This window comes from Marinobacter sp., assembly GCF_044799475.1.
GTDB lineage: Bacteria > Pseudomonadota > Gammaproteobacteria > Pseudomonadales > Oleiphilaceae > Marinobacter.
On sequence record NZ_CP085217.1, the window covers coordinates 3,384,196 to 3,401,022 of the forward strand.

Annotated in this window: 10 protein-coding genes; 8 read left to right on the forward strand and 2 right to left on the reverse strand. The window is 58.0% G+C overall.

The annotated features are described in order from the left end of the window. Window positions 1–4,335, reverse strand: a complete 4,335-nt coding sequence (locus LG327_RS15610; RefSeq protein ID WP_404363291.1) for a cation-translocating P-type ATPase — start codon at window positions 4,333–4,335, stop codon at window positions 1–3. A gap of 290 nt (window positions 4,336–4,625) precedes the next feature. On the opposite strand from LG327_RS15610, the gene LG327_RS15615 reads away from it, so the two are divergent. The 6 genes from LG327_RS15615 (at window position 4,626) to LG327_RS15640 (ending at window position 11,797) form a co-directional block, all read left to right on the forward strand. Then, the gene (locus tag LG327_RS15615) at window positions 4,626–5,402 is read left to right on the forward strand and encodes an ABC transporter ATP-binding protein (protein WP_404363292.1); all 777 of its coding nucleotides are present in this window, start codon (window positions 4,626–4,628) and stop codon (window positions 5,400–5,402) included. Then, window positions 5,399–6,379, forward strand: coding sequence for an ABC transporter substrate-binding protein (locus tag LG327_RS15620; RefSeq protein WP_404363294.1), 981 nt, complete (start codon window positions 5,399–5,401; stop codon window positions 6,377–6,379). The genes LG327_RS15615 and LG327_RS15620 overlap by 4 nt, the downstream gene beginning before the upstream one ends. Before the next feature lie 85 nt (window positions 6,380–6,464). Further along, complete coding sequence (locus tag LG327_RS15625; RefSeq protein WP_404363296.1) at window positions 6,465–7,235, forward strand: ABC transporter permease; 771 nt, start codon at window positions 6,465–6,467, stop codon at window positions 7,233–7,235. Further along, complete coding sequence (locus LG327_RS15630) at window positions 7,232–8,254, forward strand: histone deacetylase family protein (protein ID WP_404363298.1); 1,023 nt, start codon at window positions 7,232–7,234, stop codon at window positions 8,252–8,254. Before LG327_RS15625 ends, LG327_RS15630 begins: the two co-directional genes overlap by 4 nt. A 139-nt stretch (window positions 8,255–8,393) precedes the next feature. After that, on the forward strand, window positions 8,394–10,226 hold the full coding sequence (locus tag LG327_RS15635) for a diguanylate cyclase (RefSeq protein WP_404363300.1): 1,833 nt from the start codon (window positions 8,394–8,396) through the stop codon (window positions 10,224–10,226). 197 nt (window positions 10,227–10,423) lie between these two features. Beyond that, on the forward strand, window positions 10,424–11,797 hold the full coding sequence (locus LG327_RS15640) for an alanine/glycine:cation symporter family protein (protein ID WP_404363301.1): 1,374 nt from the start codon (window positions 10,424–10,426) through the stop codon (window positions 11,795–11,797). Between the two features lie 7 nt (window positions 11,798–11,804). Here LG327_RS15640 and LG327_RS15645 read toward each other — a convergent pair whose 3' ends face one another. Then, on the reverse strand, window positions 11,805–13,169 hold the full coding sequence (locus LG327_RS15645) for a glutamate--cysteine ligase (protein ID WP_404363303.1): 1,365 nt from the start codon (window positions 13,167–13,169) through the stop codon (window positions 11,805–11,807). A 280-nt stretch (window positions 13,170–13,449) separates the two neighbouring features. On the opposite strand from LG327_RS15645, the gene LG327_RS15650 reads away from it, so the two are divergent. Then, window positions 13,450–14,769 carry an acetyl-CoA carboxylase biotin carboxylase subunit family protein gene (locus LG327_RS15650; RefSeq protein ID WP_404363305.1) on the forward strand — a complete coding sequence of 440 codons (1,320 nt, stop codon included), beginning with the start codon at window positions 13,450–13,452 and terminating at the stop codon, window positions 14,767–14,769. Then, window positions 14,766–16,793, forward strand: a complete 2,028-nt coding sequence (locus LG327_RS15655) for a CocE/NonD family hydrolase (RefSeq protein ID WP_404363307.1) — start codon at window positions 14,766–14,768, stop codon at window positions 16,791–16,793. The genes LG327_RS15650 and LG327_RS15655 overlap by 4 nt, the downstream gene beginning before the upstream one ends. Window positions 16,794–16,827 lie beyond the last annotated feature (34 nt).

The following is a 16,827-nucleotide window of genomic DNA, read 5'->3' on the forward strand; positions in this document are numbered from 1 at the left end:
TCAGTCATCACGGGTTATCCACCGCCGGATGCTGTCCGCCAGTTGCTCCCCCAGCTGCTCTCCCTCCGGTTCCATGATTTTCAGATAACGGCTGCCCAGAAAAGACACACCCAGGGCTCCACCCACAAGCGTCCAGCCCATGATGCCCGGGCGGGAACAGCCGAACAGCCGGGACAGTCCGGGCGTCTGAACGACCAGCCCAAGAGCAGCCATGGACCCTCCCGAGGTCAGCAGGACATTGCGTGATGCGCCGCCAGCGACCACCGTCTGCGCCAGCTGGCTCCCGATAACTGTGAGCATGCCCACCGTTGAGGCGCGCTCAGGTCCCAGCAGCCGTCTCGACAAGGCCCAGGTGCCTGCGGCCACGGTTGTATTGAGCCCTGCCCGCCAGCGGATTTCCCGGGTCAGGGACCCGCCGAGCGCAGATTCCGGCCCTTCTGCCATAAGACGGGTCGCTTCCGGAACCTGCGGCCTGCGCAGAGCCACTGCCAGTGCCGGGAAGGTATCTGTAAGCAGGTTGATAAGCAGCAGCTGACGGGCATTCAGAGGCGAACCGCCCTCAAAGAGGCCGGCCATGAGATTGAACCCAATTTCCCCCAGATTGCCACCCACAAGCAGGCTGACGGAGTCGCGGACCGAACTCCAGAGGGCGCGGCCCTCCTGAACGGCGTGAACAATGGTTTCAATCCGGGGGTCCAGAACAAGAAGATCCGCCGCCTGCTGGGCAGATTCACTGCATTCACGGCCGAGGGCGATACCGACATCGGCGAGCCGGATGGCCGCCGAATCATTGGCGCCATCGCCCGTCATGCCCACCACTTCTCCAGCATCCTGTAGAGCCTTTACAAGGCGTCCTTTCTGAGCCGGCGTAACCCGGGCGAATATCCCCACAGAACAGGCAGATTCAACCAGGTCCTCGTCCGACATTGAGTCTATCTGTTCGCCAGTCAGGACGCTGTCATCACCTTCCAGTCCCAGTTCGCGGCCTATGGCCGCTGCGGTTTCCGGGTGATCGCCAGTAATCATTTTTACCTTGACCCCGGCTTCGCGGAGCCTGGCCACAGACTCGGATGCTGCATTCCTCAGCGGGTCCGCAAGAGCAACATAACCCCGGAAAATCAGCGAATTGACCGCTTCATCGTCAAGGCTGAGGCCGCGCACGGGACGCTCTGCCACTGCCAGAATCCGAAGTCCCCGGGAAGCAAGCTCGTGATACTGGGATTCATACCATTCCCGGTGCTTCTGGTTCATGGTTCTGATCTGTCCGTTTTCATCCTGCCAGCGGTTACAGCGGTTCAGGATTACATCCGGAGCACCTTTCACACAGATCCGCTTGCGATTGCCCTCCCGGACCAACGTCGCGTGATACACCTGCCCCAGCTGAAACGGCATTTCGGTAACCCGTTCCCATACCTCCGCCTGGCGTTCGAGATCCGGCTGATGAGTCGCGGCCGCCATTTTGAGCGCGCGGTCCGTTGCGTGGGACAACGCAGCTTCGTCGCCCGAAGCCCCGGGGCTGGCTATTCTGCTCGTCAGTAGCACCTCGGCGGCGTTCCTCTCGAGTCTGTCGACTGCCTGAAGGCTTTCTCCAACGGTTATGTACCTGAGGGCAAGATTGCCCTCGGTCAGGGTGCCGGTCTTGTCCGCGCAGAGCACCGTCATTCGGCCTAAAGCCTCCACTGCCCGGGGATTCCGCGCCACCACGCCCTGGCTTCCAAGACGTCCTGCCGCCGCCAGCTGGGACAGTGTTGCCAGAATGGGCAGGCCTTCGGGAACAGCTGCAATGGCCAGGCTGATGCCCGAACTGACTACTTCCTGCACCGGCTTCTGCCCTGCCAGCCCCCTCACCATCAGTGCAACGCCGGAAAGGCCTGCCACCGGGACGGTCATTTGAGCAAGCTTTTCCAGCCGGGTTTCAACGCCTGTGGACCGTGATTCGGCTATGTACTGGGCCCGACGGGCGTGCGAACGGTGCTTAGGCGCGACCACCACCGCATCTGCCTCACCCCGCACAAGGGTGGTGCCCTCATAAAGCATGGAGGTACGCTCTGCGAGATTGACACTTCGAACAGGCTTTGGGGACTTGGACACAGGGAAGGATTCGCCGGTGAGAGACGACTCATCCACTTCCAGTTCGCTGGACGACAGAATCCTTGCATCTGCAGGCACTCGGTCGCCCGCCACGAGAAAAATCGTATCCCCGGGACGCAGCTCTTCCTGATCAACCACTGTGACTCTTCCCTTGCGCCTGACGCTGACCGAAGCGCGGCTGGTCATGCCCAGCCGGCCCAGCTGACGCTCAGTGTTGCGGCGCTGCAAGCCGCCTACCAGACCGTTCAGGGCGATCACCGAGGCTATAAGCGCGGCATCGCCTACTGCGCCGGTCAGAGCGGCAAGACCGGTGCCGGAGAGGAGCACCGGAACCAGGGGATTTCGCATTTCCTCCAGCCAGAAGCCCGCCAGCGAACGATTGTTTTCGCCGGAAGAAGGAGGCTCCGCAGCCTCTCCATGTTGTTCATGTCCCAGCCACTGGATGACCATATCCCGTTCCATGGCATGCCAGGGCGTGGGGTCATCCAGAAGCTTTTCCGGCAGCCCACTGTTTTTCCGGCCAAGCCGCTGACCATTGAACAGCGCGGCTGCGCTGGCCAGGTCCGCTGCCAGCCTCATCCTGTTGACCACTTTTTTATCCATTGGCTGCAGAGAGAGCACCAGGCCGCTGAAAGCGTCCATTCGGGAAAGCTCGACGCTCTGATCCATGCCGGTACGCGCATTTTCAATGGCTATTATCAGCCGCCAGAGAGTATCCAGCGGCTCCCTGGTGATCAGATGCGCTCCCCTGAGCCATAGAGCGGAGTCTTGCAGAAGTCCAATGGCAATGTCTGCGCAACCGAGCCAGGAGCCGCAGCCCAGACCCAGAATCGTCTCGTTCTGTGCCTGCCAGCGTCGGATTTTCTTCCTGGCATCTTTTTCATCGTTGAAAACATTCACCTTGAGGCCTGCAATTCGCGCCCGGCGCAGGAGCGACTCCACGGTGTGATCGGTAACCTGTTCTGCCACCACCGCATCACAGACCCGGCCGTTACGTTTGATCAGTCGCAGGGCCCGCAGGGGCCGCCCCCTGCTTTCCCACCAGGCACGAATCTCCCCAGGCACACTTTTGCGTGCCCGGGGCTGCACTGAGCTGTACCGGCTATCCCCTGTTTCAAGGGTCTGTTTCGGATGTTCCAGCAGCTTCACCAGATATTCCAGGGGCACAGGTGATGACGCATCGGGAAACCGGGCGGTGGCCAGGGTGCGGGTAGCGGAAACGACCCTGGCATCCACCACTATGCGGTCTATACGATCAAGGTAGCTGAGGACTTCTGCGTCAAGCACCAGCACACCGTTATCGGCGAGTTCGCGGATCAGCGCCAGGCGATAGGCCGCAGGACCATGGACGGCGGGACGGGGAACCGATGAAAACAACGTGGCAACAGAGCGGTTGAGATCACGGGTAAAGACCATGCCTGCACTGAAGGCGGCCACTGACACATTTTCGGCGGCTTCGCGATACCGCTCAATCGCCCCCGCACGAACCGGCTGCGCTCGCCCGGGTTCCTGACGGAGCCCGGCCGGAAGACGGGCTATCGACGCCAGGATGTCCGGCGTCATGGCCTGCCAGCATCTGGCCGTTGCAGCTTCCGACTGCCATTGAAGCCAGCGCTGCCTGAGATCTACCAGAGAACCGGACCAGCCTTCACTGAGAGCCTCACCCAGGGTTCCGGCAATCTGCAGCATCAGCTCGGCGTTTGCCGTTCCCAGGGCTGCGTCCAGATACCGGCGGGTTTCCGGCGTGTAACCCATTACCTGGTTGGCCGCCGAAAACGCGGAAAAGAAATAGAACGGTCTGGACCCAACCCGGCGGAGCAGAAGCCCTGTGCCAAAGCCGGCCATATCCAGCGCCATTTCCGTATAGAGCTTCGAGGATGCGGCCCTGACATCGGGAAGGCCGGTGCTGGTGGGAAACCGGCGGAAGCCAATGCCGGCCTGGTCTTCCGCTTCAGCGATGCGGTCCACCACCATCCCACGCATGGATTCCGCCGCGCTCTCCTCCTCCAGTCTGATGACCATTGCTCCCAGAGGAGGGACAAACCAGGCTCCGGAAACTCCGGACAAAGAGGTCAGCCGGCGCTCAAGTGTATCAAGGAGTTCCGTCCGCTCGGCAGCGCCCTTGCGCAGACCGACCAACAGGAAATCCCCCGAATCCACAACCGGCCTGATCTGGCCCAGCGTGCGCCGGACAAGATAACGGGCCGGTTCCAGTGTTCTGTGCAGCTGAAGTCCCTTTCCCATGTCGGCGGCTTGTCATGAAAGTGAAAACACGACTGGTGCCCTGGCTAACGCTGCCGGCGAAGCCAGCGCGTGCTATTGCAGCATGAGGTTCTGCAGGCCACTGGAACAATCCTGCCAGATACATGTTAGCCTGGCCAGCAGAGACATTACCCACTACGAATAACCTGTCATCAGTCAGCTAACCATGGATCATTTTTCTCTTTTCCAGATAATGACTTTTTTGCCCAAAAAGTTATAAAATAAGGGAAATTGATTCATTTTTTGAATATAACGATAGTCGGGATTGGTATATGGAACTGGAGTTCAAACAGATCGCCAAGGTCTTTGGTTCCCTTGAGGTCATCAGTAACTTTGATACTCAGGTAAAGACTGGTGAAATTGTCGCTCTCGTGGGGCCGTCTGGCTGTGGCAAGTCCACCCTTCTGCACATGGTGGCCGGTCTGGAAACACCGTCTTCCGGAAGCATTCTTGTGGATGGCGCTCCGATAAAATCCCCGTCCCCGGAGCGCACTCTGGTGTTCCAGGAACACGCCCTCTATCCGTGGATGACCCTGCTGGAGAATGTCGCCCTGGCGCTTGAATTCCAGAATCACCCAAAACAGGCAGCACGGGCCGAAGCCAGAAAGTGGCTGGAGCGGGTGGAGCTGCCCGGTTTTGAAGATTATTACCCTCATCAGGTTTCCGGAGGGATGCGTCAGCGCACGGCCCTTGCACGGGCTTTTATTGCCCGCCCCCAGGTGTTGCTGCTGGACGAGCCCTTTGGCGCCCTGGATGCGCTCACCCGCATGACGCTCCAGAGCGTACTGAAAGACCTGATCGAAGATCATCGCCCAACTGTCCTTCTGGTAACCCACGATGTGGACGAGGCGCTTTATCTTGCCGACCGGGTTCTGGTGTTCAGCCAGCGCCCGGCAACCGTGTTAAAAGAGGTGGAACTGGGACATATCCCCAAAACCCACGATCTCTCAGCTTTTGCCGGGGAGCGTCGGGAAGTTCTCCAGCTTCTCGGCATCGACGCTGGCATTAAAAAAGCAGACAACAGGAACCCCAAAGGAGCAAACGTATGAAACGCTGGATTCTGATTCCCCTGCTGGCCCTGCTCGCGGGATCCTCTTTCGCCGCGGAGAGCCTTCGGGTTGGTTATGTTCGTGTAATGGACGATGCCCAGGCCATGCTGGCCTATGAAGCCGGGCTTTATGAAAAACACGGCCTGGATGCCCAGCTTATCGAATTCACCTCAGGTACCGATCTGATCAAGGCCATCGTGGGCGGCCAGCTTGATATCGGCGTCCTTGGCTTTTCCAACGCTTTCACCTGGAGTGCCCGCGGTGCTGATCTGAAAATCATTGGCGGGGCCCAGCGCGGTTACCACTCATTTCTGGCACGAAAGGATTCAGGCATTACCAGTGTCGCCGACCTTCGCGGCAAGAATCTGGCTTCCCAGAAACAGGGCAGCACCGCGGACATCGTGCTCAAAGGCGTGATGCTTGCCGAGGCAGGCCTTGAACCCACTGACCTCAACATCATGGGCGTGGCACCTGCCGTTGCTGTCCAGTCGCTGGTTGGTGGCCGTGTCGACGGCGCTTTCCTGTTCGAACCCTACGACCGCATTGCCCAGTTGGTCGCCCCAGTTGTTCAGATCTATGAAATCGGCGAAGTCTGGCCTTTCCCGTGCATGGTCGTCATTACTTCCGGCGAAACCCTGGAGAACCGCAAGGACGTCCTCTGGTCCGCCCTGGATGCCCAGCACGAAGCCATAGAAATGCTGGAGCAGGAGCCCGCCAAAGCAGCACCCCTCATTACGGATTACTTCATCAGGGAGCCCACAATCAAGACGCTTGAGCAGGGCGAAATTCCCAGCGTCGAGGTGATTGAGCAGGCTATCACCACGCAGGATTTCAGCGCCAAACTGACTGAGGATGATATTTCCCGCATGAAAGAGCTGGCTGTCATCATGCAGAAACAGGGAATTCTCCCCACTCCGGACACTCTTGACGTGGACGCCCTGCTGGACCTTTCCTGGCAGCAGGCCCGGGGCCTGTAACTCCCGCTTATATCTGGTGGGGAAGCGGCGTCCGACGCGCAGCCGCTTCCCCACCGGCCCAATCATTCAAGGACCGCTTCGATTCATGAACCCTTCCCAGTCCACCGGCGTGCGCAGCAAAAGCGCCTACCTGGTCGCCATTGTCATTATTCTGTTTTTCTGGCAAGTCGCGGCATGGTATCTGCCCGACTTTCTCATGCCGGACGTGCACACAGCATTCATCCGCCTGTGGGAAGAGCTTCACAGCCCCCTGTTTTATGAAGGCCTGGGTAACAGCATGAGCCGTCTTGGGGTCGGTTACGGCGCGGCGCTGTTTTTCGGTATCCTGCTGGGACTGGTTGGTGGCACCCTCAATGCTGTGCGAAGCCCGCTGAAAGCCGCCATTATCATTCTCCAGTCCATTCCGTCCATCGCCTGGGTTCCCCTGTTCCTGATCCTGATGGGCTTTGGCAACCTGCCGATCATCGTGGTGGTGGCAATCGGGGCATTCTTTCCCACAGCCCTGAGCGTCATGAATGCCACCGAAAGCGTGGAGAGAGTTCACATCTCTGCAGCGCGGGTGATGGGGGCGTCAAAGATGCAGATGCTGCACCGAGTCTATTTTCCTGCGGTCACCCCTGAGCTGATTACCGGTGCCCAGTTGGCTTTTGGCAACGCCTGGCGGGCTCTCATTTCGGCGGAAATGATCGTTGGTTTCAGCCTGGGCCTGGGTCGCTCCCTCGCCTACTCCGGCGAGATTGCTGACATGACCGGGGTGATGACCAACATTCTGGTCATTGCGGTGCTTGCGGCGGTGATTGATCAGGTCATACTGGAGAACATCAAGCATCGCCTCCTGAGATACCAGTATTCATGAAGACCGTCTTCTCGCCGCTGCATCACCGCCACACCGTAAAAACCGAGCTGGATGGCGGCATTCTGATCGCCCCTCACGAAAAACCTTCCCGGGCGGAAACCATTCTTGCACGGGTCAGGCACCAGGGTCTGGGGGAGGTGGTGGCGCCGGACGAGTTCGGGCTGGATCCGGTGCTCCGCATCCACACCGTGGAGTACGTGGACTTCCTCCGGAACTGCTGGCATGACTGGACGGCAGCCGGAAAACCCGGTGAAGCCATACCTGCAGTATGGCCTGGCCGCGGAATGCGGAACCGCTTGCCGAAAGACATTGACGGTCGCATGGGGTATTTCAGTTTTGGCGCCGAGACATCCATCACCGAGGGCACCTGGGACGCAGCCTGCGCCTCGGCCAATGTAGCTCTTACCGCGCAGAAGCTGGTGGCTGACGGGGAGCGTGCGGCCTTTGCTCTCTGCCGACCGCCTGGCCATCATGCGGCCGCGGATCTTTATGGTGGTTATTGCTTCTTCAACAATGCAGCCATCTCGGCCCAGGCCTTTCTGGACCAGGGCGCAAAACGGGTGGCGGTTCTCGATGTTGATTTTCACCACGGCAATGGCACCCAGAGCATTTTTTACGATCGCAAGGATGTGCTCACCATCAGCCTGCACGGAGACCCGGATCTGGTTTTTCCCCATTTTCTGGGTTTTCCGGATGAAGCCGGCAGCCATGACGGCGACGGTTACAATCTCAACCTGGCCTATCCGCCAGGCACTCCGTTCATTACCTGGCTGGAAGGTCTGGAAAAGGCCTGCGAGCGAATCCGGGAGTATTCGCCTGACGCCCTCGTCATTGCCCTGGGCGTGGATACGTTTGAGCACGACCCTATTTCCTTCTTCAGGTTCACCTCCGGGGACTATCTTGTTCTGGGGGAACGTATCGGAGCCCTGGGTCTGCCAACACTCTTCACCATGGAAGGCGGGTACGATGTGGAGGCGATCGGAATCAATGCGGTCAATGTGCTCGAGGGCTTTGGTTAGCAGTTCCGGACACGCCCCATAACAGGGCAGTTACTAAAAAACATATGCGATTCAGCCATTTCTTGACTAGACTGGAGCAATTGGCGGGCACCACTCTTCTCCCGACCACGGCCCCGAGCTGTCAAGAGATCCGGCAAACATGGCACACCGCACGCCTCTCGCTCTAACAATCCTCATAATGCTGGTCATGCTTCTATCCGGCACATTGGCATCCGCCGGAAACGGCCAGCCCGGAACTATCGTCCTGCCTGCGGACTCCCTTCCTCTGGATGTCGGTCAGTCACTTCAATACCTCGCTGATCCTGTCGGGAAGATGGACATCGGAAAGATCCGGGAGACACCGGATAGCTACTGGCAGCAGGTGGAATCAGACAATGCCAGCTTTGGCTTTACGGACGATGTCTACTGGTTCCGGACCCGGATTCTGAACACGACGCCATCCGCCGGGAACTGGATACTGGAACTGGCCTACCCCCTTATTGACAACATAGATGGCTGGCTTTTCCGGGATGGGATCCTGGTTGAGCATTTCGTGACCGGCGATGAAAAAGCCTTTGCCCAGCGTCCGGTCAAACACCGTAACTTCCTGTTTCCAGTTACTGCGCCCGGGAACGAAACGCTGGCCGTTTACTTCAGGGTCCAGACCTCAAGCGCGGTCCAGATGCCTCTGTGGCTCACCACCCAGGATCAGCTATTCCATACCGAACAGACCCTGCTCACCGTCCATGGCATGTATTTCGGCATTATCGCGGTCATGATTATCTACAACCTCTTCATATTTTTTTCCATTCGCGATCCGGCGTACCTGCTCTATGTCATGTTTGTCCTGGCAGTAGGCAGCTTCCAGTTCAGCCTGCACGGTTTTTCCTACCAGTTTCTCTGGTCCCAGAGCCCGCTTCTTCAGGACCGGCTGCCCGGACTCTTCGTGGCCATGTCCTCCCTGTTCGGGGCCTGGTTCACCATAAAATTTCTGAATCTCCGGGAATATTCACGCTGGCTGTACCGGACACTTGCCGTGTTTGCGGTCACAGGCGGCGTTATGTCGCTACTGGCGCTGTTCCTGCCCTACCATCAGGTGATCAGACCAGCGGCCGCGATGGCTTTTGTCTGCGTCGTCTTCGTTTCGTTTGCCGGCTTTTACGTGTGGTACCGGGGGTATAAACCAGCAGCACATTACAGTGTTGCATTTGCCAGCCTCCTGGCCGGCACGGCCATGATGATTCTGAACAAGTTCGGCCTGGTTCCTCTGAACGCTTTCACTGAGAACGGCCAGCAGATCGGATCACTGATTCAAATGGTGTTGCTGTCTCTTGCCCTGGCATTTCGCATGAAGGTAATGCGCGACGAAACCGAGGAGGCCCAGCTGGAAGCCACCATCCGGCTGGAGTACCGGGTGCGGGAAAGAACAATCGAGCTTGAGCGGGCAAATGAAAAGTTGCAGAAACTGTCCGCAGTGGACCCCCTGACCGGGGCGTTCAACCGCCGCTACCTGGATGATCAGTTCACTTCTGAATGGAAGCGAGCCATGCGGGACAGGGTCGCAATTTCCCTTATCATGCTCGATATTGACCATTTCAAATCATTCAACGACACCTACGGCCACCAGGTCGGGGATGAATGCCTGCAACTCCTGGCGAGACTGGTGATGGAGTCCGTTTTTCGCCCCTCTGATATTGTCGTGCGCTACGGGGGAGAAGAATTTGCGGTGGTGCTGCCAAACACTCTGACCGATGGCGCACTCACCGTCGCCCGGCGCGTGGAGGAAAAACTGGCTGAAAATCCGTTCCGTGTGGATGGCGAGGACATTTATATAAGGGTCAGTCAGGGCATCGCTACCATGGTGCCAAAAATGGATGAATTCCCGGAAACCCTGATCAAGAGGGCGGACCAGGCTCTTTACCTGGCCAAGGAAGAGGGACGTAACCGTTACCTGGTCTACGGCCAGACAGAGGAGCTTGAGACTCACACCTGAGGCGGATGAACCCATGTTTTTCAGAATTTCGCCTGCCCGTCACTGCGTCTTCATTTTCATTGGCCTGGTTTGGCCACATCAATCTTCGTCTGAAAGACCTGGACTCTGCTCCCGCTCCGGGGCCCGAATAGAATCTCAAGTGGCATTTGAAACTCGGGTTTTTGCGGCTTTGTTCAGCCCTGTGCTAGCTTTGGGTTATGGACGCGCAAACAGTCGAGAAGATTCTGGGCGATTTCGCCGCCTTCATGTGGGGGCCTCCCCTTATTATCCTTCTCGTGGGAGGGGGGCTTTTCTTCCTCCTGTATTCCCGCGCCACGCCTTACCGTCACTTTCCCCACGCACTCCGTGTGCTTCGGGGTGACTATGACGATCCGGACGACCACGGCGACATCAATCATTTTCAGGCTCTCAGCACCGCGCTTTCCGGCACCCTGGGCATGGGTAATGTTGCAGGAGTTGCAGTAGCCATCGGACTCGGCGGGCCCGGGGCCATTTTCTGGATGTGGGTGACCGCCGTGGTCGGTGTTGCGACCAAGTTTTTCACCGCCACCCTCGCGGTGATGTATCGGGGCAGGGATTCCCGGGGCAATCTTGAGGGTGGCCCCATGTACGTCATAAGGGAAGCTCTCGGCAGACGATGGATGCCCCTCGCATGGCTGTTTGCGATCGCCGCTCTCATAGGTACGACTCCGATCTTCCAGGTCAATCAGCTGGTCCAGCTGGTGCGGGACGTATTTGCCATACCCGCCGGTCTGGCCACTGCTGACGATCACTTTATGTTTGACCTGTTTTTCGGCCTGGGCCTGGCAGCGCTGGTCTTTGCCGTGGTGATCGGCCATGTACACCGCGTTGGCGCCGTCACAGGGCGCCTGGTGCCCTCGATGGTGCTCATCTATCTGGGAATCACTGTTTTCATCCTGATCCGGAATTATGAAAAGGTAACTGGGGCCCTGGCACTCATCTTCACCGATGCGTTCACCGGGAGCGCAGTGGCCGGGGGAGCGGTGGGCTCGGTGATCATCATGGGCATACGGCGTGGCGCCTTTTCGAATGAGGCCGGCATTGGCACCGAATCTCTGGCTCACGGCGCGGCCAAAACCAGGGAGCCAGTGAGAGAAGGCATGGTGGCCATGCTGGGGCCTGTGATAGACACCATGATCGTGTGTACCTGCACCGCCCTGGCCATCATCGTCACGGATGCCTGGCAAATGGGAGACGCGGATGGCATCACCATGACTGCCAAAGCTTTTGAAGCTGCCATACCCGGCGCTGGCAGCTACCTGCTGACCTTCATGGTGGTCCTGCTGGGCATGAGTACCATCGTCAGCTTCTGGTATTACGGCACCAAGTGCCTCGGTTTTCTCATCGGCGCGGAACACCAGCACCACTATGTCTGGGTCTACTGTACACTGGTGGTCATTGGCGCAGTCATGTCACTGGAAATGGTGGTGGGCTTCGTGGACGGGATGTACGCCACCATGGCCATTCCCACCATGGTTTCTGCACTGGTACTTGCGCCGCGGGTGATGAAAGCAACGAAGAGCTACCTGAAACGGCATGACCTCGATTGAATGCCGCTCAGAATACGGCGTGCTCGTAAATGAGCCCCAGATCCTCTCCCCACTCGCTGTGCAAGCGCTTTCGCCACTGCTCTGCGGGGCTAAGGCCGGTGGTAAGGATCCGCTTCAGAGGCTCCAGATAGACAGACTCATCCAGATTATGCGAATCCGTCTTTTTCCGACGCTTGAGCCCCTGTTCTGCAAGCCCGGCGACATATTCCAGGGCTTCCATCAGCGAGTCTGCCCTGTATACCCGGCTGACATCAGGATGGACGGCATCTGCAAGACCGACCGCCGGAAGGCAGTGTCGGAGCTGGTTGAGAGCGCCGATTTCGCAACCTCGAACGAATTCCAGGGCCTTCTGCAATGACTGCTTATCGTAGAGAATCCCGGTCCAGAAGGCCGCGAGGGCCATGCTATCCGGCAGGGAGAGTGTGTCGTTGCCCCGCAACTCCAGATGACCCTTCAGCCGGACATCGTGCATCAACGTATTGAGGTGGTCATGCCAGTCCTTCATGTCCGGTTTGTCACCAGGCAGTTCCTGCAGTTCCCCTTTCATCATGTCCGCGAAATATCGTCCGGCGAGGTCCACATGGGCGCCTTTTCGTTCCACTGAATACATGGGCGTATCCAGGGCCCGCTGCACATAGGTGCCAAAGCCCATGTCAGAGGAAAAAACTGCGGGAAGGATGCCGCAACGGGAGGAGTCCGTGTGCAGCCAGACGTAGTTTCGCAAGGAGGTGAATCCTGAGTCCCTGCCGTCGGCAAACGGAGAGTTGGCGAAGGCAATCATCACCAGTGGCTGCAGGGCCATGGCCACACGGTACTTGTCGCACATGTCCTGTTCACTGCAGAAATCAAAATTCATCTGCAGTGCACAGGTGCGTGCCATCATGTCCAGGCCGTGAACACCCACTTTGGGCATGTAGCTGCGCATGATTTGATATCGGCTTTTCGGCATCCAGTCCAGACCTTCGATGCTCCATTCCGGCGCAAAGCCCAGCGCCATAACAGCCAGATCCATTTCGCTGGCAATCTCTGACAGCTGACGTCGATGCTCCTTCATTTCCTGATGGACGCCGTGCAGATCCGGCCAGGGCTTTCCGGAGAGCTCAAGCTGGCCAGCAGGCTCCAGTGTGATGGCGGCCCCTTCCATCTGCAGGCCAGTGAGATGGTCCCACTCAAAAGTGGGCTCCCAGCCAAACCGCTGCATTTCAACCAGCAGGGATTGGATACTGGCTACTCCCGAATATCGCAGCAACTGTCGGCCGCTGCGGGAAAACATGAACTTCTCGTGCTCCAGGCCAATCAGACGTTCGTGGTCTGGCTTGCAGCCGTCAGCCAGATCGTTGATCAACTCCTGCGTGTCAGTGATTTCTGGCATTCAATGCTCCCTGCCGGGTTTACGTTGAAGCAATCACTGCTCCGAATTCGCTGTTATCCATGGTGAACAGAGCCATTGACAGGGTCAAGACGTACCAGGGAGGACATCTGCTCCCTGGTCCAGGGTAACCGATATTTGAAATTACTGTTTTCGTCACCAGCTAATAACCTATATGCAGTGCATTGAACAAACCAGTGCATTAAACGATTAGAGGTGGTGCAGTAAACGAGATGTTTTTCCGCCCCAATCGGCCAGCAATAGTGAACAGTCGAGGGCTATCATGAAAAATATTTTCGTCATCGGGATGGAGCCTTTTAATCAGGAATTGCTCGAAACCCTTAACGAGCCGCAAGAGCAGTACAGGTTTTTGCCACTGTTCGGCTATGAAGAGGTGGTGGAGCCGGCAAATTTTGGCTATCCCTCTATCAAACATCTGATACAACGGGCCCGGGATGAACGCGACCGTCTGGACGGAACCCTGGACGCAGTCATGGGGTACTGGGACTTCCCCACCAGTGCCCTGGTGCCGCTGATCGCCAGAGACCTGGGGCTGCCCGGCCCAAGCCCTGAGTCCGTGGCGCGCTGTGAGCACAAATACTACAGCCGGGTTGAACAGAAGAAAGTCGTACCTGAAATGGTGCCCGGCTTTCAAAGCGTCAACCCCTTCGCCGAGGATCCTCTGGGAGACCTGGTGGTGGACTACCCTTTCTGGCTCAAGCCGATAAAAGCGCATTCCTCATTCCTGGGGTATCACATTGATGGCCCGGAAAGATTCCGTAAAGCTCTGGTGAAAGTCCGGGAGCACATAGGCTTCTTCGCCCAGCCGTTCAATGAATTCCTTGACGAAATCGATTTGCCGGAAGAAATCAGAGCAGTGGATGGCTACCACTGCATTGCGGAAGAAATCGTTTCGGCCGATTACCAGTTCACTCTGGAAGGCTATTGCTGGGAGGACAAAATAGAGATCTTCGGGATTGTCGATTCCATCCGTGAAGGCCAGCACCACTCATCATTCAGTCGGTATCAATACCCCTCAAAGCTTCCGCAGAAAATCCTGGACAGAACCATTGAGGCCGCCGGCAAGATCATGCGGCACATCGAGTACCAAAACGGATGCTTTAACATTGAGTTTTTCTGGAACCCGGGCAGTGACCGGCTTTACATCCTTGAAATCAACTCGCGGATTTCCAAGTCCCACTCTCCCCTCTTCCTGATGGTTGACGGAGCCCCCAATCTGCAGGTTCCCCTTGAGCTGGCCCTCGGACGCGAACCGGACTTCCCTCATCGCCAGGGTGAATACCCGCTCTCAGGGAAATTCATGCTGCGATATCATGAAGATGGCTTTGTCGAGCGTGCGCCCACGGAAGCGGATATTGTAAAGCTCAGGGAGCGTTTTCCTGAAGCGCGGGTGGTCCTGTACGCAAGGCAGGGTATGCAACTCAGCGATCTCGCGCTCCAGGACTCCTACAGCTTTGAGGCAGCGGTGATATTTCTTGGCGCCAGCGGCCAGGAGGAGCTGGAGCATAAATTTGAAACAGCAAAAGAAATCCTGAATTTCCAGATCAGGCCCCTGAAAAGGGAGGAAAGGGAGGAAGCATGAGAATAGTGGACGACTTTCCCGTAGCCACAATGGAAGAAGCCAACGTGTGGATACCCATGTCTGATGGCATTCGGCTTGCCGCCCGGATCTGGCGCCCGAAGGACGAGGCGCCAGTTCCTGCAATCCTCGAATACATCCCTTACCGAAAGCGGTTTGGCACCTCCACCCGGGATGAAATGATGCATCCTTACATCGCGGGCCATGGCTATGCGTGTGTACGGGTGGATATCCGCGGCAGTGGCGAATCCGAGGGTGTGCTGGAAGATGAATACCTGCAGCAGGAGCTGGATGACGGACTTGAGATTCTTCAGTGGCTCGCCGCCCAGCCCTGGTGTTCCGGCGACGTCGGTATGGTGGGCATCTCCTGGGGTGGCTTTAACGGTCTGCAGATCGCTGCTCTGCAGCCTCCAGAGCTCAAGGCCGTGCTGGCGGTGTGTGCATCCGATGACCGTTACGCCGATGATGTTCATCATATGGGGGGATGCCTGCTGGGGGACAACATCTCCTGGGCTTCGGTGATGTTTGCCTACAATTCAATCCCCCCGGACCCCGAACTGGTCGGGGACAAATGGCGGGACATGTGGTTTGAACGGCTTAACGCCAACGGCCCCTGGCTGGAAACCTGGCTCAGGCATCAGAGCCGTGACGATTACTGGCGCCATGCATCTATCAGCGAAGACTACAGCGCCGTCAAATGCCCCGTGTATGCCGTGAGCGGCTGGGCTGACGGCTATTCCAACGCCGTCTTCCGCATGATGGAAAATCTGCAGGTGCCGCGGAAGGGGCTGATAGGTCCCTGGAGCCACAAGTACCCTCATGCTGGAGTTCCCGGCCCGGCTATCGGCTTTCTGCAGGAATCCCTGCGCTGGTGGGACTACTGGCTCAAGGGACAGGACACGGGAATTATGGACGAACCACAACTGCGGGTCTGGATACAGGAAAGCATTCCACCGGCTGCGGCCTATAAAGAGCGGCCGGGGCGCTGGATTGCGGAAGACCAGTGGCCCAGCGAAAAAATAGAGCCCAGGGTATATCCGCTGGATGACCTTCGGCTGGCTGAGCCCGGCGAGGAGGCCGGCAGTTTCAGACACAGCGTTCAGTCCCCGCTCACCCTCGGCCTCTTTGCCGGCAAATGGTGTTCCTATTCTGCCGGCCCGGACCTGGCGTACGACCAGCGGGAGGAGGACGGCGGAGCTCTGGTTTTCCAGAGCAAGGAGCTGGAATCAGCTTGCGAGATCATGGGCACGCCTGCTGTCGAACTGGAAGTCTCGGTCGACCGGCCAGTGGCCATGATTGCAGTCCGGCTATCGGATGTAGCACCTGACGACAAGGCCACCCGGGTTACCTTTGGCCTGCTCAATCTTAACCATCACAGGGGCAGTGACAGGCCGGAGCCACTGGAGCCCGGCAGACGCTACCGAGTGCGGGTTCAGATGAACGGCATTGCCCATTCCTTCGCGGCTGGCCACCGGCTGCGTCTGTCCATATCAACGTCTTACTGGCCTCTTGCCTGGACACCACCAGAGCCTGTTCGCCTGCAGGTATTTAGCGCAAATTCCAGCCTGGAGCTGCCACAACGCGCGCCCCGCGATTCCGACAGGAACCTGCCGCCCTTCGAAGAACCTGAATGTTCACCGCCACCACCCGCCACACGACTGACGGAGGAGCATCACAACTGGCTGGTGCACCGGGACCTGGCCCGCAGCAGCTCGACACTGGAGGTCATCAGCGATAGCGGTTCCTACCGCCTGGAACCCATCAACCTGAACATCCTCACAAAAGTGGTGGAGACCTATTCCACTGTCGGAGATGACTTCGAGTCTCCGCGAGCCGAGGTAGTAACCGAACGCGGCCTGGCGCGAGATGGTTGGGCAATCAGGACGGTGACCAGGACGGTTTTGACTTCCAGCAGTGATGCCTTTCACCTGCACGCCAACATCGATGCCTATGAGCAGTCGGAACATATGGAAAAACGGGTATTTTGCAACGCCTGGACATTCCGCATTCCGAGAAATTTTGTATGAGGTGAGTCACCTGCTGAGAGCATCCCCGGTCGCA

Excerpts from the sequence above, each read along its gene's own strand:
- LG327_RS15610 (WP_404363291.1), bottom strand. The coding sequence starts at position 4,335 with ATGGGAAAGGGACTTCAGCTGCACAGAACACTGGAACCGGCCCGTTAT.
- LG327_RS15615 (WP_404363292.1), top strand. The coding sequence starts at position 4,626 with ATGGAACTGGAGTTCAAACAGATCGCCAAGGTCTTTGGTTCCCTTGAG.
- LG327_RS15620 (WP_404363294.1), top strand. The coding sequence starts at position 5,399 with ATGAAACGCTGGATTCTGATTCCCCTGCTGGCCCTGCTCGCGGGATCC.
- LG327_RS15625 (WP_404363296.1), top strand. The coding sequence starts at position 6,465 with ATGAACCCTTCCCAGTCCACCGGCGTGCGCAGCAAAAGCGCCTACCTG.
- LG327_RS15630 (WP_404363298.1), top strand. The coding sequence starts at position 7,232 with ATGAAGACCGTCTTCTCGCCGCTGCATCACCGCCACACCGTAAAAACC.
- LG327_RS15635 (WP_404363300.1), top strand. The coding sequence starts at position 8,394 with ATGGCACACCGCACGCCTCTCGCTCTAACAATCCTCATAATGCTGGTC.
- LG327_RS15640 (WP_404363301.1), top strand. The coding sequence starts at position 10,424 with ATGGACGCGCAAACAGTCGAGAAGATTCTGGGCGATTTCGCCGCCTTC.
- LG327_RS15645 (WP_404363303.1), bottom strand. The coding sequence starts at position 13,169 with ATGCCAGAAATCACTGACACGCAGGAGTTGATCAACGATCTGGCTGAC.
- LG327_RS15650 (WP_404363305.1), top strand. The coding sequence starts at position 13,450 with ATGAAAAATATTTTCGTCATCGGGATGGAGCCTTTTAATCAGGAATTG.
- LG327_RS15655 (WP_404363307.1), top strand. The coding sequence starts at position 14,766 with ATGAGAATAGTGGACGACTTTCCCGTAGCCACAATGGAAGAAGCCAAC.